23 protein-coding genes are annotated in these 25531 nt (G+C 69.5%); 12 read left to right on the forward strand and 11 right to left on the reverse strand.

The window, feature by feature from the left end; genetic code table 11:
• Nucleotides 1-54: 54 nt before the first annotated feature.
• Genes G5B31_RS03135 through G5B31_RS03150 form a run of 4 tightly spaced genes read right to left on the reverse strand, consistent with a single transcriptional unit; the run spans nt 55 to nt 3930 of the window.
• The gene (locus tag G5B31_RS03135) at nt 55-849 is read right to left on the reverse strand and encodes an ABC transporter permease (protein WP_165013657.1); all 795 of its coding nucleotides are present in this window, start codon (nt 847-849) and stop codon (nt 55-57) included.
• The gene (locus G5B31_RS03140; RefSeq protein ID WP_165013659.1) at nt 842-1630 is read right to left on the reverse strand and encodes an ABC transporter ATP-binding protein; all 789 of its coding nucleotides are present in this window, start codon (nt 1628-1630) and stop codon (nt 842-844) included. Before G5B31_RS03140 ends, G5B31_RS03135 begins: the two co-directional genes overlap by 8 nt.
• Nucleotides 1623-3137: an aldehyde dehydrogenase family protein gene (locus G5B31_RS03145; RefSeq protein ID WP_165013661.1), complete on the reverse strand. Its 1515-nt coding sequence runs from the start codon at nt 3135-3137 to the stop codon at nt 1623-1625. Before G5B31_RS03145 ends, G5B31_RS03140 begins: the two co-directional genes overlap by 8 nt.
• Before the next feature lie 10 nt (nt 3138-3147).
• Nucleotides 3148-3930, reverse strand: a complete 783-nt coding sequence (locus G5B31_RS03150) for an SDR family oxidoreductase (RefSeq protein WP_165013663.1) — start codon at nt 3928-3930, stop codon at nt 3148-3150.
• 194 nt (nt 3931-4124) lie between these two features.
• Here G5B31_RS03150 and G5B31_RS03155 point away from each other — a divergent pair, with 194 nt between their 5' ends.
• The 3 genes from G5B31_RS03155 to G5B31_RS03165 all read left to right on the forward strand — a co-directional run bounded on the left by G5B31_RS03155 (nt 4125) and on the right by G5B31_RS03165 (nt 5449).
• Nucleotides 4125-4817: a GntR family transcriptional regulator gene (locus G5B31_RS03155; protein ID WP_165013665.1), complete on the forward strand. Its 693-nt coding sequence runs from the start codon at nt 4125-4127 to the stop codon at nt 4815-4817.
• A 78-nt stretch (nt 4818-4895) separates the two neighbouring features.
• Nucleotides 4896-5153, forward strand: a complete 258-nt coding sequence (locus G5B31_RS03160) for a type II toxin-antitoxin system ParD family antitoxin (protein ID WP_165013667.1) — start codon at nt 4896-4898, stop codon at nt 5151-5153.
• Nucleotides 5150-5449, forward strand: coding sequence for a type II toxin-antitoxin system RelE/ParE family toxin (locus G5B31_RS03165; protein ID WP_165013669.1), 300 nt, complete (start codon nt 5150-5152; stop codon nt 5447-5449). The genes G5B31_RS03160 and G5B31_RS03165 overlap by 4 nt, the downstream gene beginning before the upstream one ends.
• A gap of 174 nt (nt 5450-5623) precedes the next feature.
• Here the strand turns inward: G5B31_RS03165 and G5B31_RS03170 are convergent, their stop codons facing one another.
• The 4 genes from G5B31_RS03170 to ahcY form a co-directional block, all read right to left on the reverse strand.
• On the reverse strand, nt 5624-6814 hold the full coding sequence (locus tag G5B31_RS03170; protein WP_165013671.1) for an MFS transporter: 1191 nt from the start codon (nt 6812-6814) through the stop codon (nt 5624-5626).
• Nucleotides 6815-6888: 74 nt separating this feature from the next.
• On the reverse strand, nt 6889-7230 hold the full coding sequence (locus tag G5B31_RS03175) for a DUF2853 family protein (protein WP_165013673.1): 342 nt from the start codon (nt 7228-7230) through the stop codon (nt 6889-6891).
• Between the two features lie 141 nt (nt 7231-7371).
• On the reverse strand, nt 7372-9393 hold the full coding sequence (locus tag G5B31_RS03180; protein ID WP_165013675.1) for a TonB-dependent receptor domain-containing protein: 2022 nt from the start codon (nt 9391-9393) through the stop codon (nt 7372-7374).
• 343 nt (nt 9394-9736) lie between these two features.
• A complete protein-coding gene (gene ahcY, locus G5B31_RS03185; RefSeq protein WP_165013775.1) occupies nt 9737-11134 on the reverse strand; it encodes an adenosylhomocysteinase in 1398 nt (465 codons plus the stop codon).
• An 81-nt stretch (nt 11135-11215) separates the two neighbouring features.
• Between ahcY and G5B31_RS03190 the strand changes: the two genes are divergently transcribed.
• The gene (locus tag G5B31_RS03190) at nt 11216-11809 is read left to right on the forward strand and encodes an HD domain-containing protein (protein ID WP_165013677.1); all 594 of its coding nucleotides are present in this window, start codon (nt 11216-11218) and stop codon (nt 11807-11809) included.
• A 41-nt stretch (nt 11810-11850) separates the two neighbouring features.
• Here G5B31_RS03190 and G5B31_RS03195 read toward each other — a convergent pair whose 3' ends face one another.
• From G5B31_RS03195 to G5B31_RS03205, 3 genes are all read right to left on the reverse strand, one after another.
• Nucleotides 11851-12165: an H-NS family nucleoid-associated regulatory protein gene (locus tag G5B31_RS03195; RefSeq protein WP_165013679.1), complete on the reverse strand. Its 315-nt coding sequence runs from the start codon at nt 12163-12165 to the stop codon at nt 11851-11853.
• 68 nt (nt 12166-12233) lie between these two features.
• Nucleotides 12234-12788: an ActR/PrrA/RegA family redox response regulator transcription factor gene (locus tag G5B31_RS03200; protein ID WP_165013681.1), complete on the reverse strand. Its 555-nt coding sequence runs from the start codon at nt 12786-12788 to the stop codon at nt 12234-12236.
• Nucleotides 12789-12839: 51 nt separating this feature from the next.
• Nucleotides 12840-13475: an SCO family protein gene (locus G5B31_RS03205; protein ID WP_165013683.1), complete on the reverse strand. Its 636-nt coding sequence runs from the start codon at nt 13473-13475 to the stop codon at nt 12840-12842.
• A 73-nt stretch (nt 13476-13548) separates the two neighbouring features.
• Here G5B31_RS03205 and regB point away from each other — a divergent pair, with 73 nt between their 5' ends.
• The 8 genes from regB (at nt 13549) to trxA (ending at nt 25422) form a co-directional block, all read left to right on the forward strand.
• Nucleotides 13549-14940 carry a sensor histidine kinase RegB gene (gene regB / locus G5B31_RS03210; RefSeq protein WP_165013684.1) on the forward strand — a complete coding sequence of 464 codons (1392 nt, stop codon included), beginning with the start codon at nt 13549-13551 and terminating at the stop codon, nt 14938-14940.
• A gap of 109 nt (nt 14941-15049) precedes the next feature.
• Entirely contained in the window at nt 15050-16630 is a 1581-nt protein-coding gene (locus G5B31_RS03215; RefSeq protein ID WP_165013686.1) for a PAS-domain containing protein, read from the forward strand.
• A 44-nt stretch (nt 16631-16674) separates the two neighbouring features.
• Nucleotides 16675-17145 (forward strand): tRNA (adenosine(37)-N6)-threonylcarbamoyltransferase complex ATPase subunit type 1 TsaE, encoded by a 471-nt coding sequence (tsaE, locus tag G5B31_RS03220; protein WP_165013688.1) that lies wholly within the window; start codon nt 16675-16677, stop codon nt 17143-17145.
• Entirely contained in the window at nt 17142-18155 is a 1014-nt protein-coding gene (locus G5B31_RS03225) for a phosphotransferase (RefSeq protein ID WP_165013690.1), read from the forward strand. Before tsaE ends, G5B31_RS03225 begins: the two co-directional genes overlap by 4 nt.
• Nucleotides 18134-18820, forward strand: coding sequence for a nucleotidyltransferase family protein (locus G5B31_RS03230; RefSeq protein ID WP_165013692.1), 687 nt, complete (start codon nt 18134-18136; stop codon nt 18818-18820). The genes G5B31_RS03225 and G5B31_RS03230 overlap by 22 nt, the downstream gene beginning before the upstream one ends.
• Nucleotides 18817-21759 (forward strand): double-strand break repair protein AddB, encoded by a 2943-nt coding sequence (addB, locus tag G5B31_RS03235; RefSeq protein ID WP_346763870.1) that lies wholly within the window; start codon nt 18817-18819, stop codon nt 21757-21759. The genes G5B31_RS03230 and addB overlap by 4 nt, the downstream gene beginning before the upstream one ends.
• Nucleotides 21746-25021, forward strand: a complete 3276-nt coding sequence (addA, locus tag G5B31_RS03240) for a double-strand break repair helicase AddA (RefSeq protein ID WP_165013694.1) — start codon at nt 21746-21748, stop codon at nt 25019-25021. Before addB ends, addA begins: the two co-directional genes overlap by 14 nt.
• 74 nt (nt 25022-25095) lie before the next feature.
• Nucleotides 25096-25422: a thioredoxin gene (gene trxA / locus G5B31_RS03245; protein WP_165013696.1), complete on the forward strand. Its 327-nt coding sequence runs from the start codon at nt 25096-25098 to the stop codon at nt 25420-25422.
• Nucleotides 25423-25531: the final 109 nt, after the last annotated feature.

Raw genomic sequence — 25531 nt, forward strand, 5'->3', positions numbered from 1 at the left:
CTTGTTGGGGGTTGATGCCCGGGTTTTCGCCCCGGATCGTTTTACGGGTCTTGTTCAGCGCGTCTCGTCGACCGAGGCGTGCCAGCGCACGAACAGCCGTTCCAGCGCGGCGATCACCAGGAAGAACAGGATGCCCATCAGCGCCGAAATCAGCATCGCCGCCCAGAGCCGCGGCATCGCCATCGAGCGGTAGGCGGTCATCACCACGAAGCCGAGGCCGCGGTCGGCCTGCACGAACTCGGCGACGATGGCGCCGATCACCGAGAAGGTGACGTTCAGCTTCAGCCCGACGAAGACATAAGGCAGCGCGCCCGGCAGCCGCATCTTCCAGAACCGCTGCCAAGGGGTGGCGGCGGCGATGTGGAACACGTCCATCACCACCCGGTCGTAGCTTTGCAGCCCCTTCATCATGTTCAGCGCCAGCGGGAAGAACGACAGGAAGGCCGTCACCGCCACTTTCGAGGCCATGCCGTGGCCGAACCAGATGATGATGATCGGGGCGATGGCCACCACCGGAATTGTGTTGGCGGCAATGATGAAGGGCAGGAAGCCGCGTTCCAGAAAGCGCGAATAGGCGAAGCCGGTGCCGAGGACCGCGCCGAGCGCCGAGCCGATGACGAAGCCGGTCACCGCCTCGAACATGGTGATGCCGGTGTGGAAGGCCAGCGCGGCGGAATTGGTGGTCACCGCCAGCCAGATCGCCGAGGGCGCCGGCAGGATATAGGGCGCAATCTCCAGCGCCCGGCAGGCCAGTTCCCAGACCACCAGCAGCCCGATCAGCAGCGCGGCCGGGGGCCAGGCCTGGTCGAAGGCGCGTCTCGACAGGGTGTTCGCCGCCAGGTCAGCCATTGGCATAGCCTTTCTCAAGCTCGCTGTTGCCCAGCCGCACCAGCGCCTCGAACGCCGGATGGGTGCGGCTGTCCAGACTGCGCGGGCGGGGCAGGTCGTTGTCGACGACCCGCGAGATGCGCCCGGGGCGCGGGGTCATCACCACGATCCGGTCCGACAGCAGCACCGCCTCGCGGATCGAATGGGTGACCAGCACCACGGTCAGCCCGGTCACTTCGTGGATGCGGGCCAGTTCCATGTTCAGCCGGTCGCGGGTGATCTGGTCCAGCGCGCCGAAGGGCTCGTCCAGCAGAAGGATGTCGGGGCTGGTCGACAGCGCCCGGGCGATGGCGGCGCGCTGCCGCATCCCGCCCGACAGCTGGCGGGGATGCGCCGCCTCGAACCCCTCCAGCCCGACCAGGCGGATCAGGTCCTGCGCCTTGGCCTCGCGTTCCGCCCGGTCCACTCCGCGCAGTTCCAGCGGCAGGGCGATGTTGTGCAGGATGTTGCGCCATTCCAGCAGCGCCGGCTCCTGGAAGACGAAGCCGGTCTTGCGCTCCAGCCGCACGGCGCGGGGGGTGCGGCCGTTGATTTCCACCTTGCCGGAGGTCGGCTCCAGCAGGTCGCCCAGCACCCGCAGCAGCGTGCTCTTGCCGCAGCCCGAGGGGCCGATCAGCGAGACGAGGCTGCCGCCGGGGATGGTCAGGTCGATGGCGTCCAGCGCCTGCACCCGGCGCTCGCCCCTGCCGTAGACCAGCGAGAGGTTCGAGACCTCGACCATGGCCGCCGTCCTGTCACCCATACCGCTTGCCCCCTGCGAACCAGTCGCCGAAGTCCTGCGCGGTGCGCAGGGTGACCGATCCCTTGATCAGATAGCTTTTCAGCGCGTCCCAGCCGTTCTCGTGGCCATAGCCGCTGTCGCCCGAGCCGCCCCAGATCGAGCGCGGGTCGTTCTTGTGATGGTCGTTGATCCAGACCACCCCGGCCTTCAGCCGCGCCACCGTGCGGTGCGCCAGCAGGATGTCGCGGGTCCAGACCGAGGCGCCCAGGGCGAAGGGGCCAGCGTTGGCCAGCGCGACCGCCTCGTCCTCGGTGTCGAAGGCGGTCAGGCTGATGACCGGGCCGAAGACTTCTTCGCGGAACAGCGTCATTTCCGGCGTCACGTCGGCGAAGACGGTCGGCGGCACGAAGAAGCCGGCCGCCAACTCCGGCGGCAGGGTGCGCGGGGTGCCGCCGGCGATCAGCCTTGCGCCCTCGGCCTTCGCCTTGTCGATATGGCCCAGGCAGCGGTCGCGCGACGCGGCAGAGATCACCGGGCCGATGTTGGTCACCGGGTCGGCGGGGTCGCCTTGGGTCAGGCGTTCGACCCGCTCTGCCAACTTGCGGCAGAAAGCGTCGTAGATGCCGCGCTGGACCAGGATGCGGCTGCCGGAAACGCAGGTCTGCCCGGCGGCAACGAAGCCGGCGAACAGGGTGCCGGCGACGGCCTCGTCCAGATCGGCGCTGTCGTAGACGATCAGCGGAGTCTTGCCGCCCAGTTCCAACGTGCAGGGCACCAGTCGCTCGGCCGCCGCCGCGGCAACCCGCCGCCCGGTGGCGGTGCCGCCGGTCAGGTCGATATGGGCGACCTCCGGGTGGGCCACCAGCGCCGCGCCGGCCTCGGCCCCGCCGGTGACCACGTTGATCACCCCGGGCGGGATGCCGGCTTCGGCGGCCCATGCGCTCAGCAGCAGCGGCGTCACCGGCGCCAGTTCGGAAGGCTTTATCACCACGGCATTCCCCGCCGCCAGTGCCGCCGACAGCTTCTTTACCAGGATCAGGATCGGATGGTTCCAGGGCGTCAGCAGGGCGCAGACGCCATGCGGGCGATAGCGGGTCCAGGTCAGGAAGCCGCCCTTCACCTGGTTCGAGCCGCCCTCCAGCCCCAGGACGATGCCGGCGAAGTATTCCAGCCATTCGGGAATGCGCGCCATCTGCGCCCGCATCTCGCGGATCGGCCGGCCGGTGATCGCGGATTCCAGCGCCGCCAGGTCCGCCATCCGCTCCCGCAGCAGCGCCGCCAGCGCCCGCAGCAGCCGCGCCCTTTCGTCGGGGTCGGTCGCCGCCCATCCCGGCGCGGCCGCAGAGGCCGCGCGCACCGCCCGGTCCACATCCGCGGCGGAGCCCTCCGGCACGCTCCAGCGCACCGCACCCGTGGCCGGGTCGAAGACCCTGCGCCGCGCCGTCCCTTCCGGCGCGGACCATACGCCCGCGATGTGGTGCGGGAAGTCCTGGCGGACCGCAGGGTCGGTGACGGGGAAGAACGCCATCGCCCCGCCCTCAGATGATCGAGGAGCGCGAGGCGATGCCGCCGTCGACGGTGAAGATCGCCCCGGTGGTGTAGCCCGAGCGGTCCGAGGCCAGGAAGGCCATCAGGTCGGCGATCTCGCGCACCTTGGCCGGGCGCTTCAGCGGATAGGTCGCCAGCAGTTCCTCCCAGCGGGATTCGTCGCCATACCAGTCCACCGCCCGGCGCTTCAGCAGCTTGTAGATCCGGCTGGTGTCCACCGGGCCCGGATTGACGCCGACCACGCGGATGTTGTCGTCCAGGCTGCGGCCGCCCAGGGCGCGGGTGAAGGCCATCAGGCTGGCGTTGCCGGTGGTGCCGGCGATGTAATCGGCGTCGTAGCGCTCGCCGGCATTGCCGATGTCGTTGATGATGACACCGCCGCCGGCCGCCTTCATCCGGCTGTAGTAGGTCCGGCACATGTTGATGTAGCCGTAGACCTTCAGCTCCCAGTTGGCGCGCCAGGTCTCGTCGGTGGTGGAGAAGAGGTTGCCGCCCGGGATCACCCCGGCGTTGTTGATCAGCACGTCGACGTCGCCGACCGTCGCGGCCAGCCGCTCGGGCGCGCCCTTCTCGTTCAGGTCCATCGGCCAGACCGAGACCGTCGCGCCATGGGCCTTGCGCAGCCGGCCGGCGATGGCCTCCAGCTTGTCGGCCGACCGCGCCGTCAGGTGCAGGATGGCGCCTTCCTCGGCGAAGACCTCGGCGATGCCCTCGCCGATGCCCTGCGATGCGCCGGTGATCAATACCCGCCGGCCCCGAAGACCAAGGTCCATGTCTCGCTCCCTTTTCCGCCGCCGGATTGGCGTTCCGGCCGTTTTCCGATTCTGCTATCAAATGTGAGCATGGCGCATAACGTGTGTATACAGTAAATCTCGTCCCGGTATCAGTTTGCACATAATTTGTGCATACTCTGCCGCGATCCAGCCGGAGCTGCCTGTTATGTAGGCGCATCCGGGGAAAGGAACCGATGTCGCAGATCAGTTCACCCGAGCCTGCCGCCAAGGAGACGGGCCGCAGCCGGACCCAAGCCGAGCGAATCACCGCCGAGATGGAGGCCGAGATCGTCCGCGGCGACCTCGTCCCCGGCCAGAAGCTGGACGAGGTGGCCATCGCGCAGCGCTACAACGCCTCGCGCACCCCGGTGCGCGAGGCGCTGCGGGCGCTGGCGGTCAGCGGTCTCGTCACCCACGAGCCGCGGGTCGGCGCCATCGTTGCCCGCCCGACGGTCAGCAATGTGGTGGAGCTGTTCGAGCTGGTGGGAGAGCTGGAGGGCGTGGCGATCCGGCTGGCCTGCGAACGGATGACCGAATTCCACCGCGCCCGGATCGAAACCGCCTATCAGGCCTGCCGCCGCCAGGCGACCAGCGACGCTGCCGAGACTTATCTGTCCGCCAACGACGCCTTCCACGGCGCGATCCACGACGCCGCCGACAACCGGGCGCTGAAGTCCGAGATCGGCCAGATCAACCGCCGCCTCGGCCCCTACCGCCGCTTCATCACCTTCCTGCCCGGCCGCCGCGAAAGCGCCGAGCGCGAGCACGAAATCCTCGCCGAGGCCCTCTTCGCCGGCGACGGCGCCCGGGCCAGCGCGGCGATGCGCGAGCATGTGAAGGTGCTGGCCGAGGATTCCCTGCTGCTGGCCCGCAGCCTGCAGCTTTGATCGGCGTTCGGGATCCGGCAGACTTGATAACTGTTATCAACGCTGCCATGGTTTCTCCGAGGAACCAGAGGGGAAGCCATGATCAGCGCAGACCTTGGGCCACAGCTTGAAAGCTTCGTGGCGAAGCTGGTCGAGACCGGCAGATACAATTCCAAGAGCGAGGTCCTGCGCGAGGGCATCCGCCTGATCCAGGAACGCGAGGCCCGGCTTGCGGTGCTGGACCAGGCCCTGGCGCGCGGACTGGCCGATGCCGAATCGGGCCGGGTGCAGCCGGCGGCCGATGTCTTCGCCCGGCTGGAAGCGAAGTATCGGGCGGCCGGTCCCGCCGGGGAATGATCGTCGAACTCACCGCTGCGGCCGAGGCGGACTTGGAGGCAATCGGCGACTACATCGCCCGCGACAACCCCATGCGTGCGCTCTCTTTCGTGCAGGAGCTTTACCGCTGCTGTATGGAACTGGCCGAGATGCCGAAAGCCTGGCCGGTCATGCCGCGGTATGAACACCACGGCATTCGCCGCCGGGTGCAGGGGCGGTATCTGATCTTCTACCGCATCGGAGAGGACAGGATCACCATCCTGCATGTCCTGAACGGCGCCATGGACGTCGAGGCGGTGCTGTTTCCCGAAGGCTGATTGACGGAAAACGGAGGGCCCCGCACCCCTACGGGACCCTCCATCCACCCCACATGCCACCCCGCATGTGTCTGAAAAGGTCCCGGGCGGTTCTGCCCTGCCCGGTCTTAATACAGGGAATCGCCCCGGCAGGGCAAAGGCCGAGTGCCGGGGATTTTAGCCGAATGCCCCGGATCAGTGCCTTGCGTCGGGCAGGAAGAAGGCGGCGAGGCCGAGCGCGGGCAGGAAGGCGCAGATCTTGTAGACGGCGACGATGCCCCATTGGTCGGCCAGAACCCCCAACAGGGCGGCGCCGAAGGCCGCGATGCCGAAGGCCAGCCCGAACAGCAGCCCCGCCACCATGCCGGTGTGGCGCGGCATCAGGTCCTGGGCATAGACCACCATCGCCGGGAAGGCCGAGGCCAGCATCATCCCCGCCAGCCCGGCAACGACGACATTGGCCGCCAGCGGCAGCCAGGGCAGCGCCAGCGTCAGCGGCAGGATGCCGAGGATCGACCACAGGATCACCCGGCGGCGGCCGATGCGGTCTCCGATAGGGCCGCCGATGACGGTGCCGGCGGCGACGGCGGCCAGGAAGATGAACAGGCAGAGGTTGGCCTCGGCCTTGGTCAGCCTGAACTGCTCGATCAGGTAGAAGGTGTAGTAGCTGGAGAAGCTGACCGAGTAGACGAATTTCGACACCATCAGCAGGATCAGGATCGCCATGCCGCGGCGGACGACATGCGGCGCCGTCGCGGTGGAGGCGGCGCGGGCCTTGCGGTTGGCGGCCCGGGTGGCGCCGGTGTTCTGATACCAGCGGCCGATGGCGTAGAGCAGCAGCATCGCCGCCAGCGCCACCGCGGCGAACCATTCGATGGAGACCTGTCCGCGCTCCAGCACGATGAAGGCGGCGGCCAGCGGGCCGAGGGCCGATCCGGCATTGCCGCCGACCTGGAACACCGATTGCGCGAAGCCCGGCCGCATCCCGGCGGCCAGGCGGGCGATGCGCGAGGCCTCGGGGTGGAAGATCGCCGAGCCGAGGCCGATGAAGGCCACCGACAGCAGCACCATGGCGAAGCTGGCGGCATGGGCCAGCAGGATCAGCCCGGTGCCGGTGGAGGCCATGCCGGCGGCCATGGCGAAGGGCAGCGGCCGGCGGTCGGTATAAAGCCCGACCAGCGGCTGCAGGATCGAGGCGGTGCCCTGGAAGACGAAGGTGATCAGCCCGATCTGGGTGAAGCTCAGCGCCAGGTTCTCCTTCAGCAGCGGATAGGCCGCCGGGATCAGCGACTGCATCACGTCGTTCAGGAAATGCCCCATCGCCACGCCCAGGATGACGGGGACGACGGTGGATTCGGCGGAAGGGGTATGGGGCTGGGCGGTCATGACGGCCTGCGGAATGCGGACGGGCGGCACTCTGGCCGCCCGTCCGGGAAAGTTCAATGGCAGGAATGCGCCTTTTACTTGTAGGCGGCCTCGCGACCGAAATGCTTGGCCAGCAGATAGTAGAAGACGGCGCGATACTTGTTGCGCTCGGACTTGCCGTAGGTGTCGACGGCGGCGTTGATGCCTTCCATCAGCGCCGGGCCGTCCTTCAGGCCCAGCTTCTTGATCAGGAAGTTGTTCTTGATCCGCTCCAGTTCCTCGGAATCCGAGGCGGCGACGGTCTGGGCGTCGTTGTCGTAGATCGAGGGACCGCAGCCGATGGTGACCTTGGTCAGCAGGTCCATGTCGGGATTGACCTTGCACTTGTTCTTCAGATCGTCGGCGTATTTGGCGATCAGTTCGTCACGTTTGCCCATGTCGCTGTTCTCCCTTGGTCACACTGGATGGCTGAATGTTCCGCACTCCGGGCCGGGATAGCAAGCATTCTGCGGCGGGAAAGGGGAAAAAACCGGGGGCCGGATCAGGTTCGGCCCCCGGGGTATCGGCCATGCCGGAGATCAGAACCGCAGTTCGGCACCGATATAGGCGGAACGGCCTGCACCGCTGTTGTCGGTCGCGGCCCAAGGGGTATAAAGCTCATCCGTGATGTTGGCGATCTTGGCGTCGATGCGGAAATTGTCGGTGACATCGTAGCTGGCGAACAGGTCGATGGTCTTGTAGGAGCCGCGGTTCGCATCGGTCTCGAAGGCAATCGAGGCCGGACCGTTGCTGTTGTAGACCAGCGTGGTGCCGACCGTCAGGTCGCCGCCGAGGAAATGGCCGGCAAGGGTGGCGCTGACCGAATTCTTCGGTTGCAGGCGGCCCAGGCCATATTTGGCATCGGTATGCGCCCAAGCAAGGATAGCCGAAAAGACCTCGGATTCGTAGCCGAGTTCCAGTTCCAGGCCTTTGGTGTTGACCTTCTCGGGGACGTTCACGAATTGCATCCCGACACCGCCGACACCCGACTGGGCAATGATGAAGTTGTCGACATCCAGATCGTAGACGTTGATACGGCCCTTGACCGAATCTCCCGGCCGGAACACCCCGTCACGGGTGATGTTCACGCCGATTTCGTAGCCTTCCGACACTTCGGGCAGCAGGGCCGGGTTACCGACAAATCCCCCGTGACCGGCCGAAGGATCGCCGCCACCGAGGAAGGCCTCCTGCAGGGTCGGGGAGCGGGTGGTCCGATATACCGAGACATAGGGCTGGAAGGTATCGTTGATCCGGTAGGCCAGCGTGACCTTGGGATCGAAGGAATTGTGGTCGATGTCATAGGTCGTTCCGGCCAGGTCGCCGGAAAGTTCATAATCCGAATACCGGAAACCGAGCATCACCTCGAACGGACCGTTCTCGAAGACGTTTTCCGAGAAAATGGCCTTGCGGTCGGAATGCCCACGCACGGGATTGGTGCCAGGGATGGTTCCGGCGGAGTTCTGCTGGCCACCGAGCTTGTCGCGCGAAATCTCGAAGCCATTGGTCGAGGTCAGGGCCCAGTCGCCCAATGCCAAGGTCGACACGTTCTGCAGATTGAAGCCGATGGTTTCGGTTTCCATCAGGCGTCCGCGGGCCGAGCCGCTGGGCGAGTCCGGCCGGTGCAGGTGGCTGGTGGTGCCGGAATAGAGATTGGCGGACAGGTTGATCAGGTCGCCGTCGGAATAGGTGACGCCGAGACTATAGATCTCGTTGCTGACCTCGTGGTTGTAATAGGCGAGGGTTGTTGGCGGCAAACCGGGACCAAAGCTCATGCGGTAAGCCGAGTCGTAGGCGAAGTCCGATTTCAAAGCCAGGAAGGAGAACGACAGCGCATCGCTGACCCGGTAGGCACCGCGCAGCATTGCCGAGCCACCATCCTGCATGGTCTCGTTCACTTCTTCCCCGGCGCCATTCACATAGGCATCGAAGTTGCGGCGGCTAAGCGCAAAGGCCAGGTCCAGAGGCCCCTTGCTGAGACCGGCGGCGATCACACCGCCGAAGCCTTCGCCATTGTCGCCGTAGCGAAGGCGGACCAGTCCGCCGGTGCCTTCGCCGTCGACCAGATCCGTGGCAGAAAGCAGGCTGAAGTTCACGCTGCCCGCCATCCCGGCCGAGGTGACCCCGGCGCCGCGGGTCACGCTGATCGAGGACAGCAGGAACGGATCGACATAGGCGAAACCATCGGCGGTATTGTGTGCAGTGAAGCGGAAGTTCTGCGGAACGCCCTCGATGGTGGTCTCGACCCGCGAGCCGCCCATGCCGCGGATCGCCACCGCAACGCCCGGCTGGCCCGCATTCAACAGCGTGGTGACGCCGGGCGTCTGGCGCACCACGTCGTCGATAGTGGTCATGCCGCCTTGGCCGGTCAGCGCATCGCCCTCGATCACCGAGGTGTTGTCACCGGCATAGACCGGCGTCCCGTCATCGGTGTAACCGATGATGATCCGCCCCAGATAAAGCGCGTCCGCTCCGGCGGCAGCGTCTTGTGCCGCGACGGGCAGGGCCAGTGCGGCAAGGCAGAGCGCCATCGCCGTGGTGGATGCAATTCGTTTCGTCGTCATGTTCCCAATCCCCTGTGGGACCCGCGCCTGGGGCAGGTCCGGCCCGAAAGGATCGACAAGGCGTGACGGTCATGCGGAGGGGCGCAGTCGCCGGGCGTGCAGGTCGTCAGACTGGTCTGATCCGGCTTGCTCGCCTGGGCACCCCCGACAGGGGCCGCGGCAACTGGCTTGTCCCGGGGGATTGGCGGAGTCGCCGATAAAGGTCAAGTAAAATACTCACCTTTTAGCGCGCGGGGCGTCGCCCTGTGTTGCAGCACAACGACAGCCCCTGCCCCGCCTCCACCCACCCCACAAATGAAAAAGGCGCCCCGAGGGGCGCCTTTTGTGTGCCGCGGCGGCGGGGTCAATAGCGGTAGTGGTCGGCCTTGTAGGGGCCTTCGACCTGAACGCCGATATAGGCGGCCTGATCCGGCTTCAGTTCGGTCAGTTTCACGCCGATCTTCTTCAGGTGCAGGCGCGCGACCTTCTCGTCCAGCGCCTTGGGCAGGATGTAGACGCCGGGGGCGTAGTCCTGGCCCTTGGTCCAGAGCTCGATCTGCGCCAAGGTCTGGTTGGTGAAGCTGGCCGACATCACGAAGCTGGGGTGGCCGGTGGCATTGCCGAGGTTCAGCAGCCGGCCTTCGGACAGCAGGATGATCCGGTTGCCCGAGGGCATCTCGATCATGTCCACCTGGTCCTTGATGTTGGTCCATTTGTGGTTGCGCAGAGCGGCGACCTGGATCTCGTTGTCGAAGTGGCCGATGTTGCCGACGATGGCCATGTCCTTCATCGCGCGCATATGCTCGATGCGGATCACGTCCTTGTTGCCGGTGGTGGTGATGAAGATGTCGGCGGTGGCGACCTCATCCTCCAGCACCGTCACCTCGTAGCCGTCCATCGCGGCCTGCAGGGCGCAGATCGGGTCGACTTCGGTGACCTTCACCCGTGCCCCCGCGCCGCGGAGCGAAGCGGCCGAGCCCTTGCCGACGTCGCCATAGCCGCAGACCACGGCGACCTTGCCGGCCATCATGGTATCGGTGGCGCGGCGGATGCCGTCGACCAGCGATTCCTTGCAGCCATACTTGTTGTCGAACTTCGACTTGGTGACCGAGTCGTTGACGTTGATCGCCGGGAAGGGCAGCAGGCCCTTCTTGTGCAGGTCGTAGAGCCGGTGCACGCCGGTGGTGGTTTCCTCGGAAACCCCCTTGATCGCGGCGCGCTGCTTGGTGAACCAGCCGGGGGAAGCCTTCAGCCGCTTCCTGATCTGGTTGAACAGGCAGACCTCTTCATCCGAGGTCGGCACGGCGATCAGGTCGGTCTCGCCGGCCTCGACGCGGGCGCCGAGCAGGATGTAGAGCGTCGCGTCCCCGCCGTCGTCGAGGATCATGTTGCAGGTGCCGCCCTCGCCGCCGAACTGGAAGATGCGGTCGGTGTAGTCCCAGTATTCCTCGAGGCTCTCGCCCTTGATGGCGAAGACCGGGGTGCCAGAGGCCGCGATGGCCGCCGCTGCGTGGTCCTGGGTCGAGAAGATGTTGCACGAGGCCCAGCGCACGTCGGCGCCCAGCGCCTTCAGCGTCTCGATCAGCACGCCGGTCTGGATCGTCATGTGCAGCGATCCGGCGATCTTCGCGCCCTTCAGCGGTTGCGACGCTCCGAATTCCTCGCGGCAGGCCATCAGGCCGGGCATTTCGGTTTCGGCGATGGTCAGCTCTTTCCGGCCGAAATCGGCCAAGGCGATGTCCTTGACGATGTAATCCGCAATCATGCGGGCGCACTCCTTGATCCTTGGATGTGCGGGCAGATAGCATTGATCCGACGAACAGACAACAAATGCAGGCAAGCGATGAAACAGCCGCGGGCGTGGCAAAGGATGCTGTCGGGCCGGCGGCTGGACCTGCTGGACCCGACGCCGGTGGACATCGAGGTCGAGGACATCGCCCATGGCCTGGCCTTCGTGGCGCGCTGGAACGGCCAGACGCGGGGCGACTGGCCCTATTCGGTGGCCGAGCATTCGCTGCTGGTGGAAGAGATCTTCGCCCGGCAGAACGGCGGCATCGCGGCGAAGTGGCGGCTGGCGGCGCTGCTGCACGACGCGCCGGAATATGTGATCGGCGACATGATCAGCCCGGTGAAGGCGGCGGTGGGGCCAGGCTATGGCGAGCTGGACCTGCGGCTGACGGCGGCGGTGCATCTGCGCTTCGGGCTGCCTGCGGTGCTGCCGGCGGCGGTGAAGAAGCAGATCAAGGCGGCGGACAAGGTGTCGGCCTGGCTGGAGGCGGTGCAGATCGCCGGTTTCTCCGAGACCGAGGCGGACCGTTTCTTCGGCCGTCCGGCGGATGCGGTGCTGCGGGGGCTGGAGATCAGGCTGCGCCCGCCCGCCGTGGTGCGGGCCGATTACGTGGCGCGGCACGCGGCGCTGCTGGCGGACTGCGCCTGAAAGGCTTGCGGCGGCCCGGACCGGCCGCCGCAAGACAGGGATCAGACCGCCAGGTCTTCGGGCTTCCTGCCGGCCTTCAGTGCATCGGCGAACCAGCGCGGCTTGCGGCCCCGGCCGGTCCAGGTGTCGGCGGCATTGGCCGGGTTGCGGTATTTGGCAGCGGCAGGCGTGCGCTTGCGGCCGGAGGAAACGCCGGTCAGCTCGGCCAGCGAAAAGCCCATCGCACGGGCCTTTTCTTCCAGCTCGGCCAGCGCTTCCTTCTTCTTGCGGTCCTCGTAGCCGGCAATGGCCCGTGCCACCTGCGATTGCAGGTCTTTCAACTCTTTAAGCGAAAGCGAGTTCAGATCGATATTCATTCGGGTTTTCCTTTCGCGTCTCGTGGCGACCGGATAACCCAATTGCGGCCAATGCGCAATTCGCCAGTTTATTTCGGGCTTCTTTTCGCCAGAATGCGCTGAAGCGTGCGGCGATGCATGTTCAATCGGCGTGCGGTTTCCGAAACATTGCGGTCGCACAGCTCGAACACCCGCTGGATATGCTCCCAGCGCACGCGATCCGCCGACATCGGATTTTCCGGCGGCTCGGGCATCACGTCGCCGCGGGCCAGAAGCGCATTGGTCACGTCGTCGGCATCGGCGGGTTTCGACAGATAGTCGATGGCGCCGATCTTCACCGCGGCCACCGCGGTGGCAATGGCGCCATATCCGGTCAGCACCACGATCCGGCAATCCGGGCGCTTGTCGCGCAGGGTTTCCACCACGTCGAGGCCGTTGCCGTCCTCCAGCCGCAGGTCCACCACGGCATAGGCGGGCGGGCGGCTCTGGGCGATGGCCTTGCCGGCCGCCACGCTTTCGGCGGTTTCGGGAAGAAAGCCGCGCTTTTCCATCGCGCGGGCCAGCCGCTTCACGAAGGCTTCGTCATCGTCGACCAGCAGAAGTGAACGATCCGGCCCAAGCTGGGCAGACAGGTCGTCGGCCATGCGCATTCCTTTCCCCGTTTCGACCCGTTCTAGACGCTCGGGGCGGCGGGGTCAATTTTGCGCGGACGCGGCCTGGAGATAGCAGGAAACGCTTTGCGCCACCTCGTCGGCGGGGGCGGCGTGCTTGTAGAAATCGGCAAATCCGGCGCCGGGCAGCATCAGATAGGTGAAGGCGGAATGGTCGACCAAATAATAGTCGTCGCCCGGCTCGGCCTCGTGCAGCTTGTAATAGGCGCGGTAGGCATTGACCGCGGTCTTGACCTGTTCCTCCGAGCCGGTCAGGCCCACGGCCTTGGGGTGGATGTTCTGGGCGAATTCCGAAACCACCTGCGGGGTATCGCGGGCGGGATCGACGGTGATGAAGGCCAGCCGGATATCCTGCCCCTGTTCCTCCAGGATATCGGCCACCTCGGCATTGCGGGCCATGTCCAGCGGGCAGACATCGGGGCAGAAGGTATAGCCGAAATAGACCAGCGTCGGCCGGTCGATCACTTCCTTCTCGGTGACGGTCTTGCCGCTGGTCCCTTCGACCAGGGTGAAGGGGCCGCCGATATCGGCCCCCGCCTGGCCCGAGCGGCATTGCGCGAAGGCATCCTCGCCGCCGCGGTTCAGGCCGATCCACAGTGCCGTGCCGCCCAGAAGCACCACCACCGCCCCCGCCGCCAGGATTGCCCAGGTCTTGTCCATCTGCCGTCCCCTTGTTCGCGCCCTGCGTGATCCCTAACAATGTCGCCCATCCGACCGCAACGGCAAGCCGACAATGCAGCGCACCCCGGACCTTGAATTTCTGGCCGCCCGCTCGGGCAGCACCGGGATGCGGCTGCGCACCCTGATCCTGCTGCGCTGGATGGCGATCGTCGGCCAGATCGCCGCCATCGCCATGGCCGACAGGTATTTCGATCTGATCCTGCCCTTGGGCCTGTGCTACATGGCGGTGGGCCTGTCGATCATCGCCAACCTGGTCTGCATGTTCATCCTGCCCGAGAACCGGCGGCTGAGCGAGGCCGAGTCGCTGGCGATGCTGCTGTTCGACATGGCGCAGCTGGCCTTCCTGATCTTCGTCACCGGCGGGCTGACCAATCCCTTCGCGCTGCTGGTGATCGCGCCCGTCACCATCTCGGCCTCGGCGCTCGGCCTGCGGCCGACGGTGATCCTGGGATCGGCGGCGATCCTGTTCACCACCGCCGCGGCGCTGGTGCATGTGCCGATCCGCTTCGCCGATGGCGCCGAACTGACGATCCCGCCGCTGTTCGGCTTCGGCTTCTGGCTGTCCATCGTGGTGGGGGTGCTGTTCCTCGGCCTCTACGCCCACCGGGTCGCCTCGGAGATCCGCGCCATGGCCGATGCGCTGCTGGCGACGCAGATGGCGCTGGCGCGCGAGCAGAAGCTGACCGACCTGGGCGGCGTGGTGGCGGCGGCAGCGCATGAACTGGGCACGCCGCTTGCCACCATCAAGCTGGTCAGCAAGGAGATGCTGGACGAGCTGGAGGACCGGCCCGACCTGCTGGAGGACGTGCGGCTGATCCGCGAGCAGGCCGACCGCTGCCGCGACATCCTGCGCGGCATGGGCCGGGCCGGCAAGGACGACCTGCAGCTGCGGCAGGCGCCGCTGGAGCAGGTGCTGCGCGAGGCGGCGGAACCCCATGCCAGCCGCGGCAAGACCCTGCATTTCACCCTGGCCCCCGGCCCCGGCGGTGCGGCGAAACAGCCCGCCGTCCTGCGGCTGCCCGAGGTGATCCACGGGTTGCGCAACCTGGTGCAGAACGCGGTGGACTTCGCCGCCAGCAGCGTCTGGATCGAGGGCGAATGGACCGACAGGGCGATCACCGTCCGCATCTTCGACAACGGCCCGGGCTATCCGCCCAACCTGATCGGCCGCATCGGCGACCCCTTCGTCCGTCAGCGCCGGGCCGAGCAGGATCCGGGCCGGCGGCCGGAATACGAAGGCATGGGGCTGGGGCTGTTCATCGCCAAGACCCTGCTGGAACGCTCCGGCGCCGAGCTGACCTTCGCCAATGCCGCCGACCCGTTCCTGACCCCCGAGGAACGGCCCGAACGCTGCGGCGCGGTGGTGCAGGCGGTCTGGCCGCTGGAGGCGCTGCTGGCGCCGCCGGGCATGACCGGCAGCCCGAACCAGCCGTTCTCGGCCTGATCCGGCGGCGGGTGCCGCGGCTTCAAGGGGTTAACCTTGCGTTAACCTCGCGCACCCTAGAGTTGCGCATCGATGGTCCGCCACGCCGGGCCGCGCTGCGGGGACCGGCATGGATCTGGACGTGACATTCGCCTTCGGCCTGGTCGTGACCGCCGCGCTGGTCGCCCTGTCCAGCCTGTTCGCCCTGACCGCCTTCGCCGCCCGCGGCCCCTCCGCCGGCGCCCGCGCCTCGATCTTCACCGAAACCACCGCCTCCACCGTCTTCCTGTTCGACGGCCCTTCGCTGGTCGACGCCACCCCCGCGGCAAGGCTCCTCCTCGGCGGCGGCGGCGAAGGCTCCGGCCCCTGGTTCCGGGTGCTGAACCGGCTGGAGCCGATGTTCCCCGGCTTCTCGCTGCGGATCGAGGGGTTGCAGCGCGAGGGCCGCTTCGTCATGTGCTCGCGCGAGGATCTGGAACCGCCGCTGGTGCTGCGGGCGGAAAACCTCGGCGGGCTGACCCGGCTGACCCTGATGGACGCCGATGCCGAGCAGCGCCGGCCCGGCCGCGACGGCCCCTCCGAGATCGCGCTCCTGCACGAACTGGCGGCGCTGCGCGAGACCCTGGCCCGGGCGCCCGCGCCGGTCTGGCGGCAGCGCGGCGACGGGCAGGTGGTCTGGGCCAACAGCGCCTATCTCCTGGCCGCCGCCGGCACGCTGGAACCGGGGCAGGACCTGTCCTGGCCCCTGCCCCGCATCTTCCAGATCGCGGAGCCGCCCGTCTCGCAGACCCTGCGCTGCGCGGTCCGGGTCGCGGGGGCGGCGCAATGGTATGAGGTCTCGGCGGTGGAAACCGGCGAGGAGATGCTGTTCTACGCCCTGCCCGCCGACCGGCTGGTGCAGGCCGAGGCGACGTTGCGCGACTTCATGCAGACGCTGACCAAGACCTTCGCGCAACTGCCGATCGGGCTGGCGATCTTCGACGGCAACCGGGTGCTGCAGCTGTTCAACCCGGCGCTCTTGGACCTGACCGGCCTGCCGCCGGAATTCCTGATCGGCCGGCCCAGCCTGTCCGCGGTGCTGGACGCGATGCGCGAACGCGCGATGATCCCCGAGCCGAAGGATTACCGCAGCTGGCGCCGGCAGATGTCGGCGGTGGAAGAGGCCGCAGCGCAGGGCCTGTTCGAGGAAACCTGGAGCCTGCCCTCCGGCCAGACCTGGCGGGTGACCGGACGGCCGCATCCGAACGGCGCGCTGGCCTTCCTGTTCGAGGACATCTCGACCGAGATGATGCGGACCCGGCGCTACCGCGCCGACCTGGAACTCGGCCAGGCGGTGATCGACGCGATGGAGGATGCGGTGGCCGTCTTCTCGCAGGACGGCACCCTGGTGATGACCAACCGCGCCCATGCCGCGCTCTGGGGTCCGGTCGAGGCGCCGCCCTTCGGCGCCTCGGGCAAGGCGGTGGCCATCGACGGCTGGCGCGGCCGGGCGGCGCCGACGCTGCTGTGGAACGACCTGTCGGAATATATCGGCGCGCTCGGCACGCGCGAGCCCTGGGACGGCGAGTTGCGGCTGCTGGACGGGCGGGCGCTGGTCTGCCGCGTCTCGCCCTTGCCGCATGGCGCCACGCTGGTGGCCTTCGCCGGGCCGCGGACGCGGATCGAGCCGCGGGCGGAGGAAGAGGCGCCCCGGGCGGTGCTGATCGCCTGACGCATATGGCTTGCAGCCGGCGGGGGGCCGGATAGACTCGGGCCATGCCGCCGAAGACCGCCGCCGAATTCCTGCTGGAAGACGAAGACCGCGCCAGCCGTTTCGGCGCGGCGCTGGCGCTGCTGCTGCGGCCCGGCGACACCCTGCTGCTGGACGGCCCGGTCGGCGCCGGCAAGTCGCACATCGCCCGGGCGGCGATCCGGGCGCTGTGCGGGGAAGGGACGGAGGTGCCCTCGCCCACCTTCACGCTGGTGCAGGTCTACGACGGGCCGCAGGGCGAGATCCGCCACGCCGACCTCTACCGCCTGACCGACCCCGGCGAGGTGGTGGAGCTGGGTCTGGTCGAGGCGCTGGACGGCGCCATCCTGCTGGTCGAATGGCCCGACCGGCTGGGCCCCTACACCCCGGAAGGGGCCTTGCGCCTGCGGCTGCTGCCCGAGGGCGGCGCCCGGCGGGCGGTGCTGGAAGGCGCCGCGCCGGAGATGGTCTCCGCCCTGCGGGAGGCGATGGCGTGACCCCGCGGGCCGAGGAAAAGGCGGCGTTCCTGCGCCGGGCCGGCTGGGGCGCGGCGGAACGGTCCCATCTGGCCGGCGATGCCTCGGCCCGCAGCTACCAGCGGCTGCGGCTGGACGGCCGGACCGCGGTGCTGATGGACAGCCCGCCCGGCCCGGCGGACGACACCGCCGATTTCCTGCGCATCGGCGCGCATCTCGCCGGCCTCGGCCTGTCGCCGCCGCAAGTGCTGGAAGCGGAGCCGGAGCGCGGGCTGCTGCTGCTGGAAGACCTAGGGGACGCGTTGTTCACCGCGGTGCTGGCGGATGACCCGGCGCTGGAACCCCTGCTCTACGCCGCCGCGGTGGATGTGCTGCTGGCCTTGCAGGAAGCCCCGCCGCCCGGCCACCTGCCGGACCTGTCGGCCGCAGATTGGTCCGAGGCCGCTGGCTTCGCGCCGGAGTTCTACGCCGCCGCCGTCACCGGGACACGACCCGAGGCCGGGCGCTATACCGAGGCGCTGACGCGCGCGCTGGAGGCCCATGCCGATGCGGCAAGGGTGCTGATCCTGCGCGACTATCACGCCGGCAACCTGCTCTGGCTGCCCGGCCGCAAGGGCGCGGCGCGGGTGGGGCTGCTGGATTTCCAGCAGGGGCAGCTGGGCCAGCCGGGCTACGATCTGGTCTCGCTGCTGCAGGACGCCCGCCGCGACGTGGCGCCGGAGACCGAGGCCGCCGGGCTGGCGCGCTTCGCCGCCGGCAAGGGCCTGACCGTCGAGGAGATGGCCGCGGGCTATGCCGCTCTCGGCGCCCAGCGCGCCCTGCGGATCATAGGCATCTTCGCCCGACTCTGCACGGTCTCCGGCAAGCCCGGCTATGTGGCGCTGATCCCGCGGGTCTGGCGGCAGCTGATGCGCAACCTCTCCCACCCCGCGCTGGCGGAATTGCGGCGCGAGGTGCTGGCCCTGCTGCCGGAGCCCACGGAAGACACCCTGAACCGGATCACGGCGAGATGCGCGACCCCCTGCCCCTGATGATCTTCGCCGCCGGCTTCGGCACCAGGATGCGCGCGCTGACGGCGGCGCAGCCGAAGCCGCTGATCCCGGTGATGGGCCGCCCGCTGATCGACCGGGCGCTGGACCTTGCACGCGGGGCGGGCTGCGCGCCCGTGGTGGCGAACACCCATTACCTCGGCCGGATGATCGCCGACCATCTGGCGGGGACCGGGGTGGCGATCAGCGAGGAGGCCGAGATCCTCGAAACCGGCGGCGGGCTGAAGCAGGCGCTGCCGCTGCTGCCCGGCGCGGCGGTGATGACGCTGAACCCCGATGCGGTCTGGCGCGGGCCGAACCCGCTGGCGGCGCTGCGGGCGGCATGGGACCCGGACCGGATGGATGCGTTGCTGCTGGTGCAGGAAGCGGCGCGGGTCAGGGGCCGCGGGGCGAAGGCGGATTTCGTGCTGGCCCCGGGCGGCCGGATCGAACGCGCCAAGGGGCGGGAGGGGGTGCTCTATCTCGGCGCGCAGGTGCTGAAGACGGCGCCGGTGGCGCGGTGGCCGGAAGACGTGTTCTCGCTGAACGCCGTCTGGGACGGGATGATCGCCGCCGGCCGCGCCTTCGGCCTGCCGTGGGACGGCGAATGGTGCGACGTGGGCAGCCCCGAGGGGCTGGCCGAGGCCGAGGCGATGCTGGGCCGATGATGTTCCCCGGCCCCGCCCCGCGTGTCTTCGGCCTGCCGCCCGGGGTGGATTTCCCGGCGCGGCTGGTCGACGGGCTGCTGGCGCGGCTGCAAGGCCAGCCGCCCGAGGCGCTGGCGCGGGTGACGCTGTTCCTGAACACCGCGCGGATTCGGCGGCGGGTGCAGGCGGAATTCGCCGCGCGGGGGGCGGGCTTCCTGCCGAAGCTGCGGCTGATCACCGAACTGGCCGCCGACCCGCTGCTGGCCGGGCCGGGGCAGCCGCTGTCCTCGCTCGGCCGCCGGCTGGAGCTGGCGGTGCTGATCGACCGGCTGCTGACCGCCGACCCGAGCCTTGCCCCCCGCTCGGCGCTGTTCGACCTCGCCGACAGCCTGGCCGGGCTGATGGACGAGATGCGGGGCGAGGGCGTCGACCCCGCCACGCTGGCGGCGCTGGATGTCTCCGGCCATTCCGCCCATTGGGGCCGGGCGCAGAAGTTCATCGCGCTGGCCGAGGGCTTCTTCGCCGCCGACGCCCGCCCGGATGCCGAGACGCGGCAGCGGCTGGCGGTGCAGACCCTGATCGCGCGCTGGCAGGCCCGGCCGCCGGCGGGGCCGGTGATCCTTGCCGGCTCCACCGGCTCGCGCGGGACCACGGCGCTGCTGATGCGGGCGGTGGCGCGGCTGCCGCAGGGTGCGGTGGTGTTGCCCGGCTTCGACTTCGACCTGCCGGCCGGGCTGTGGGCGGGGATGGAGGATGCGCTGGTGCATGAGGCGCATCCACAGTTCCGGCTGGCCGGGCTGCTGCGGGCGCTGGAGCTGAAGCGCGCGGATGTCGGGCCCTGGACCGAGGCCCCGCCCGCCGACCCGGCGCGCAACCGGCTGGTGTCGCTGGCCTTGCGGCCGGCGCCGGTGACCGACCAGTGGATCGCCGACGGGCCGGCCCTGGGCGATCTGGTCGAGGCCAGCAAGGGCCTGACGCTGGTCGAGGCGCCCTCGCCGCGGGCCGAGGCGGCGGCGGTGGCGCTGGCGCTGCGCGAGGCGGTGGAGCAGGGGGTGCCGGCCTGCCTGATCTCGGCCGACCGCAACCTGACCCGGCGGGTGGCGGCGATGCTGGACCGCTGGGGGATAAGGCCGGACGACTCCGCCGGCCAGCCGTTGCAGCAGACCGCGCCGGGCCGGTTCCTGCGGCTGGTGGCCGGGGCGATGGCGGGGCCGGTGACGGTGGACCGGCTGCTGTCGCTGCTGAAGCACCCGCTGACCCATTCCGGGCAGGACCGCGGTCCGCACCTGCTGCTGACCCGCGCGCTGGAGCTGCACCTGCGCCGCCGCGGCCCGGCCTTCCCGGATGCCGGCTTCCTGCGGACCTGGGCCGCGACCCGGACGGAACCCGGCGCGGCGGAGTGGGGCCGGGCGCTGGCCGCGGCGCTGGATGAGGCCGCCGCCCTGCCCCGCGCACCCTTGCCGGAGCTGGTCACCCACCACCTGACGGTGGCCGAGCGGCTGGCCCGCGGTCCGCTGGCCGAAGGCAGCGGCGCGCTGTGGGAGCGGGAGGCGGGCGAGAAGGCGCTGGCGGTGATGCAGGCGCTGGCGGCCGAGGCGCCGGCCGGGCTGGTGCTGGCGGCCTCGGACTACGCGCCGCTGCTGGCGGCGGTGCTGGCGCGGGAGGAGGCGCGCAGCGCCATCTTGGCGGACCCGCGGGTGCAGATCATGGGGGTGCAGGAGGCGCGGATCCAGGGCGCCGGGCTGGTCGTCCTGGGCGGGCTGAACGAGGGCGCCTGGCCCGAGTCCCCCGCCGCCGACCCCTGGCTGAACCGCCGCCTGCGCCGCGACGCCGGGCTGCTGTTGCCGGAGCGCAAGGTCGGCCTGTCGGCGCATGACTTCCAGATCGCCGTGGCCGGGCCGCGGGTGATCCTGACCCGGGCGCAGCGCGATGCCGAGGCGGAGACCGTGCCCTCGCGCTGGCTGAACCGGCTGATGAACCTGATGTCCGGCCTGCCCGCAACCGGCGGGCCGCAGGCGCTGGCGGCGATGCGGGACCGCGGCGCGCGCTATCTGCGGCTGGCCGAGGCGCTGGACGCGCCGCTGCCGGGGATCGCGGCGGAGGGGCGGCCCTCGCCCCGGCCTCCGGTCTCGGCGCGGCCGCGGCGGCTGTCGATCACCCAGATCGAGCGGCTGATCTCCAACCCCTACGACATCTATGCCGAGGAGGTGCTGCGGCTGCGCGCCCTTAACCCGCTGCGGCCCGAGGCGGACCACCGCCTGCGGGGCGAGGTGGTGCACAAGGTGCTGGAGACCTTCCTGAAGACCCACCCGCTGCCGCCGGACCCGGCCGCTGCGGCGGAGTTGCTGCTGGCGATCACCGCCCGGGTGCTGGAGGAGGAGGTGCCCTGGCCGGTCGCCCACGCCGACTGGCTGGCGCGGATGCGTCGGATCGCGCTGCCGTTCGCCGAGGCCACCCTGCGCCACAGCCGCCCGGTGCTGCTGGAGCAGAAGGCGGGGCTGCTGTTGCCCGGGCCCGGCTTCACCCTGACCGGCAAGCCGGACCGGATCGACCTGCTGCCCGACGGCAGCCTGCATGTGATCGACTACAAGACCGGCGAGCCGCCGTCGCAGAAGGACATGGCGAACCATCGCAAGCAGCTGCACCTGGCGGCGGTGATGGCCCTGGGCGGGGCTTTCGGCGACCTGGGGCCGCGGGTGACCAGCCGGGTGACCTATCAGGCGATGAAGCCCGGGCTGAAGGAACAGGGGCAGGACCTGACCGAACAGGCGATCCTTGAGTTGCGGGAGCAGCTGGAGGCGCTGGTCGCCGCCTATCTGGACCGGGACACCGGCTTCACCGCCCGGCGGATGGCGGTGGAAACCGCTTGGGCCGGTGATTTCGACCATCTGGCGCGCTTCGGGGAATGGAGCCTGGCCGACGAGGCGCAGCCCCGGGAGGTGGGGGATGCCGATGGATGAGGCGACGCGGAATCAGATCGCCGCGGCGGACCCGGGGGCGAACACCTGGCTGGTGGCCAATGCGGGATCCGGCAAGACCCGGGTGCTGACCGACCGGGTGGCGCGGCTTCTGTTGGGTGGGGCGGAGCCGCTGTCGATCCTGTGCCTGACCTATACCAAGGCCGCCGCGGCCGAGATGCAGAACCGGCTGTTCAAGACGCTGGGCGGCTGGGCGATGGCCCCGGATGCCGAGCTGCGCCGCAGCCTTGGCGAGCTGGGCGAGGACGCCGACCTGTCGCCCGCCCGGCTGGCCCGCGCCCGGCAGCTGTTCGCCAAGGCGATCGAGACGCCGGGCGGCATCCGCATCCAGACCATCCACAGCTTCTGCGCCGCCCTTCTCCGCCGTTTTCCGCTGGAGGCCGGGGTCAGCCCGGGCTTCACCGAGATCGACGACCGCTCGGCGCTGCTCTTGCGCGAGGAAATCCTGGAGGCGATGGCGCTCGGCCCCGACGCCCCGGCGCTGGAGGGACTGCTGGCCGAAGGCGGCGATCTGGGCAAGCTCTTGCCGGAGATCATCGCCCGGCGGGCCGATTTCGACGGGATGCAGGACCTGCGGACGGCGCTTTCGGTGCCGGAGGGGCTGGACGAGGCGGCGCTGCTGGGGCGGGTGTTCATCGGCGGAGAAGAGGCTCTGATCCGGCAGATTCTGCCGGTTCTGGCCGGAGGCGGCGCGACCGACCACAAGGCCGCCGACCGGCTGGCCGACCTGCTGCCGCTGGTGCCCTCGCTGGCCACCCTGTCGGTGCTGGAGGAGGTGCTGCTGACCGGCAGCGGCGCGAAGGAACCCTTCACCGCCAAGCAGGGCGCCTTCCCGACCAAGGCGCTGCGGCAGTCGCTCGGCCCGGTGCAGGACGAGCTGGAGCGGCTGATGCTGCGGGTGGAGGCGGCGCGGGCCGACCGCATCGCGCTGGCGCTGCTGCGGCGGACCGAGGCGCTGCACCGCTTCGCCCGCGTCTTCCTTGCGCGCTACCGCACCGCCAAGGCCCGCCGCGGCTGGCTGGACTTCGACGACCTGATCACCTTGGCGACCGGACTTCTGACCGACCCGTCGCTGTCGGCTTGGGTGCTGTATCGGCTGGACGGCGGGATTTCCCATGTGCTGGTGGACGAGGCGCAGGACACCAGTCCGGCGCAATGGCGGCTGATCCAGTTGCTGACGGCGGAGTTCACGGCAGGGATCGGCATCCATGAAGGCCCGCGCACCCTGTTCGTGGTGGGGGACAAGAAGCAATCGATCTATTCCTTCCAGGGTGCCGACGTGACCGCCTTCGACCGGATGCGCGACCGCTTCCGCCGGGCCTTCGAGCAGGCGGGATCGGCGCTGGAGGAACGGCCGCTGATCCACTCCTTCCGCTCCTCCCCCGCGATCCTGCGGCTGGTGGACCTGTGCTTCACCGGCGACAGGCAGGGTGCGATGGGCGGGGCGCTGCGCCACGCGGCCTTCCATGAGAACCTGCCGGGGCGGGTGGATTTCTGGCCGCCGGTGCCGGCGCCCGAACCCGCCGAGCCGGGCGAATGGTTCCGCCCCGAGGACCGCACCGGCGCGGAAAGCGCCGAGACCGTGCTGGCCCGGCAGATCGCCGCCGAAATCCGCGGGCTGATCGACCGCGGCGAGCGGATCACCGACCGCGGGCAGGTCCGCCCGGTGCATGAGGGCGACTTCCTGATCCTGGTCCGCCGCCGCAGGGGCCTGTTCCAGGAGGTGATCCGTGCCTGCAAGGCCGAAGGCTTGCAGATCGCCGGGGCCGACCGGCTGACGCTGACCGAGGAACTGGCGGTGAAGGACATCCTGGCGCTGCTGCACTTCCTGAACACGCCGGAGGACGACCTGTCGCTGGCCGCCGCGCTGCGCTCTCCCCTGTTCGGGCTGAGCGAGGACCAGCTGTTCCGGCTGGCGCATGGGCGGAAGGGGGTGCTGTGGGAAAGGCTGCGGCAGGCGGAGGGGTTCGAGGCCGTGCGCGCCGTGTTGCAGGACCTGCGCGACCAGGCCGAGTTCCTGCGGCCCTTCGAGCTGATCGACCGGGTGCTGACCCGGCACGACGGCAGGCGCCGGCTGCTGGGGCGGCTGGGAGAGGAAGCCGCCGACGGCATCGACGAGCTGCTGTCGCAGGCGCTGGCCTATGAGCAGGTGGACGTGCCCGGCCTGACCGGCTTCCTGGTCTGGATGGCCGGCGGCGAGGTGGAGGCGAAGCGGCAGGCGGAAAGCGAGGGCCACCGCATCCGGGTGATGACCGTCCACGGCGCCAAGGGGCTGGAGGCGCCGATCGTGATTCTGCCCGACACCGCCGACCGGCGGCCGCCGCAGGAGCCGCCGGTGGTGGTGCCGGAGGGCGGGCCGCCGCTCTGGCTTCTGAGCAGGGACGAGACCGTGCCGCTGGCGCAGGCCGCGACCGAGGCCCGCAAGGCGGTGCGCGAGGCGGAGAGCCTGCGGCTCCTCTATGTCGCGGTGACGCGGGCGCGCAGCTGGCTGATCGTGGCGGCGGCCGGCAAGGCGGGCGAGGCGTGCTGGTATGGCCTGCTGCGCGCCGCGGCCGAGGGCCTGCCGCTGCTCCCGGACCGCGAGGGGCGGATGCGGCACCAGATCGGCGAATGGCATCCGCCGCTGCCGGCGGCGACGGCCGGGGCCGAGCCCGTCGCCCTGCCGGGCTGGGCGATGCGCGACGCCCCTCCCGCCCCGACGGAGAAGCGGGTGATCACGCCCTCCGACCTCGGCGGGGCCAAGACCCTGCCGGGAGAGGGCGCGGGGGACCCCGACGCCCTGACCCGCGGCACCCTGCTGCACGGCTTCCTCGAACGCTTCCCCGATCTCGGCCCCGAGGACCGGGACAGCCTTGCGCTGGCCGCGCCCGAACTGGCCGCCAGGACCGCGGCGCTGATCGCCGATCCGGCGCTGGCGGCGCTGTTCGGGCCGGACAGCCTGGCCGAGGTGGGCTTTGCGCTGGACTGGAACGGCGGGCTGCTGACCGGGGCCATCGACCGGCTGATCGTCGAACCGGAGCGGGTTCTGGTGGTGGACTACAAGTCCAACGCCGTGGTGCCCGCCCGGCCCGAGGATGTGCCCGAGGGTTACCTGCGCCAACTGGGCGCCTATGCCCATGCCGCCGCCGCGCTTTACCCCGGGCGGCGGGTGGAGGTGGCCATCCTCTGGACCGAAACCGCGCTGCTGATGCCGATTGATCCCGAGATCGTGAGGGCGGCACTGGCCCGCGCCGCTATGGGTTGAGGCTTGTGCCCTTGACTGGCCCCCGGGGCACTCCTAGGTTCACTGCCCGAACCTTCCCATCAGGAGACACGATCATGGGCGCGAACACCGTCGCCGTCACCGATGCCACCTTCGACAGCGAAGTCCGCCAGTCGGACATTCCGGTCGTGGTGGACTTCTGGGCCGAATGGTGCGGCCCCTGCCGCCAGATCGGCCCGGCGCTGGAGGAACTCGCCGCCGAATATGCCGGCAAGGTCAAGATCGTGAAGGTCAACGTCGACGAGAACCCCGACAGCCCGGCGGTCCTCGGCGTCCGCGGCATCCCGGCGCTGTTCCTGTTCAAGGACGGCCAGGTGGTGTCGAACAAGGTCGGCGCGGCACCCAAGGCGGCGCTGGCGAACTGGATCCAGTCGGCGATCTGAGCTGTAAATCAGTTCGGGGACGGCCCCCTTTGCAGGGGCCGTTTTCGTTTCCGATACAGTTGAGGAGCAGGTGTTGCTCCGGCGTCTTCTCTTCGTTTCGTTCCCGGAC

It is taken from the genome of Rhodobacter sp. SGA-6-6 (genome assembly GCF_011043545.1).
GTDB lineage: Bacteria > Pseudomonadota > Alphaproteobacteria > Rhodobacterales > Rhodobacteraceae > Pseudogemmobacter.

Bases quoted from the DNA above. Each gene is read 5' to 3' on its own strand.
- G5B31_RS03135 (WP_165013657.1), bottom strand. From the start codon at position 849: ATGGCTGACCTGGCGGCGAACACCCTGTCGAGACGCGCCTTCGACCAG.
- G5B31_RS03140 (WP_165013659.1), bottom strand. From the start codon at position 1,630: ATGGGTGACAGGACGGCGGCCATGGTCGAGGTCTCGAACCTCTCGCTG.
- G5B31_RS03145 (WP_165013661.1), bottom strand. From the start codon at position 3,137: ATGGCGTTCTTCCCCGTCACCGACCCTGCGGTCCGCCAGGACTTCCCG.
- G5B31_RS03150 (WP_165013663.1), bottom strand. From the start codon at position 3,930: ATGGACCTTGGTCTTCGGGGCCGGCGGGTATTGATCACCGGCGCATCG.
- G5B31_RS03155 (WP_165013665.1), top strand. From the start codon at position 4,125: ATGTCGCAGATCAGTTCACCCGAGCCTGCCGCCAAGGAGACGGGCCGC.
- G5B31_RS03160 (WP_165013667.1), top strand. From the start codon at position 4,896: ATGATCAGCGCAGACCTTGGGCCACAGCTTGAAAGCTTCGTGGCGAAG.
- G5B31_RS03165 (WP_165013669.1), top strand. From the start codon at position 5,150: ATGATCGTCGAACTCACCGCTGCGGCCGAGGCGGACTTGGAGGCAATC.
- G5B31_RS03170 (WP_165013671.1), bottom strand. From the start codon at position 6,814: ATGACCGCCCAGCCCCATACCCCTTCCGCCGAATCCACCGTCGTCCCC.
- G5B31_RS03175 (WP_165013673.1), bottom strand. From the start codon at position 7,230: ATGGGCAAACGTGACGAACTGATCGCCAAATACGCCGACGATCTGAAG.
- G5B31_RS03180 (WP_165013675.1), bottom strand. From the start codon at position 9,393: ATGACGACGAAACGAATTGCATCCACCACGGCGATGGCGCTCTGCCTT.
- G5B31_RS03190 (WP_165013677.1), top strand. From the start codon at position 11,216: ATGAAACAGCCGCGGGCGTGGCAAAGGATGCTGTCGGGCCGGCGGCTG.
- G5B31_RS03195 (WP_165013679.1), bottom strand. From the start codon at position 12,165: ATGAATATCGATCTGAACTCGCTTTCGCTTAAAGAGTTGAAAGACCTG.
- G5B31_RS03200 (WP_165013681.1), bottom strand. From the start codon at position 12,788: ATGGCCGACGACCTGTCTGCCCAGCTTGGGCCGGATCGTTCACTTCTG.
- G5B31_RS03205 (WP_165013683.1), bottom strand. From the start codon at position 13,475: ATGGACAAGACCTGGGCAATCCTGGCGGCGGGGGCGGTGGTGGTGCTT.
- regB (WP_165013684.1), top strand. From the start codon at position 13,549: ATGCAGCGCACCCCGGACCTTGAATTTCTGGCCGCCCGCTCGGGCAGC.
- G5B31_RS03215 (WP_165013686.1), top strand. From the start codon at position 15,050: ATGGATCTGGACGTGACATTCGCCTTCGGCCTGGTCGTGACCGCCGCG.
- tsaE (WP_165013688.1), top strand. From the start codon at position 16,675: ATGCCGCCGAAGACCGCCGCCGAATTCCTGCTGGAAGACGAAGACCGC.
- G5B31_RS03230 (WP_165013692.1), top strand. From the start codon at position 18,134: ATGCGCGACCCCCTGCCCCTGATGATCTTCGCCGCCGGCTTCGGCACC.
- addB (WP_346763870.1), top strand. From the start codon at position 18,817: ATGATGTTCCCCGGCCCCGCCCCGCGTGTCTTCGGCCTGCCGCCCGGG.
- addA (WP_165013694.1), top strand. From the start codon at position 21,746: ATGCCGATGGATGAGGCGACGCGGAATCAGATCGCCGCGGCGGACCCG.
- trxA (WP_165013696.1), top strand. From the start codon at position 25,096: ATGGGCGCGAACACCGTCGCCGTCACCGATGCCACCTTCGACAGCGAA.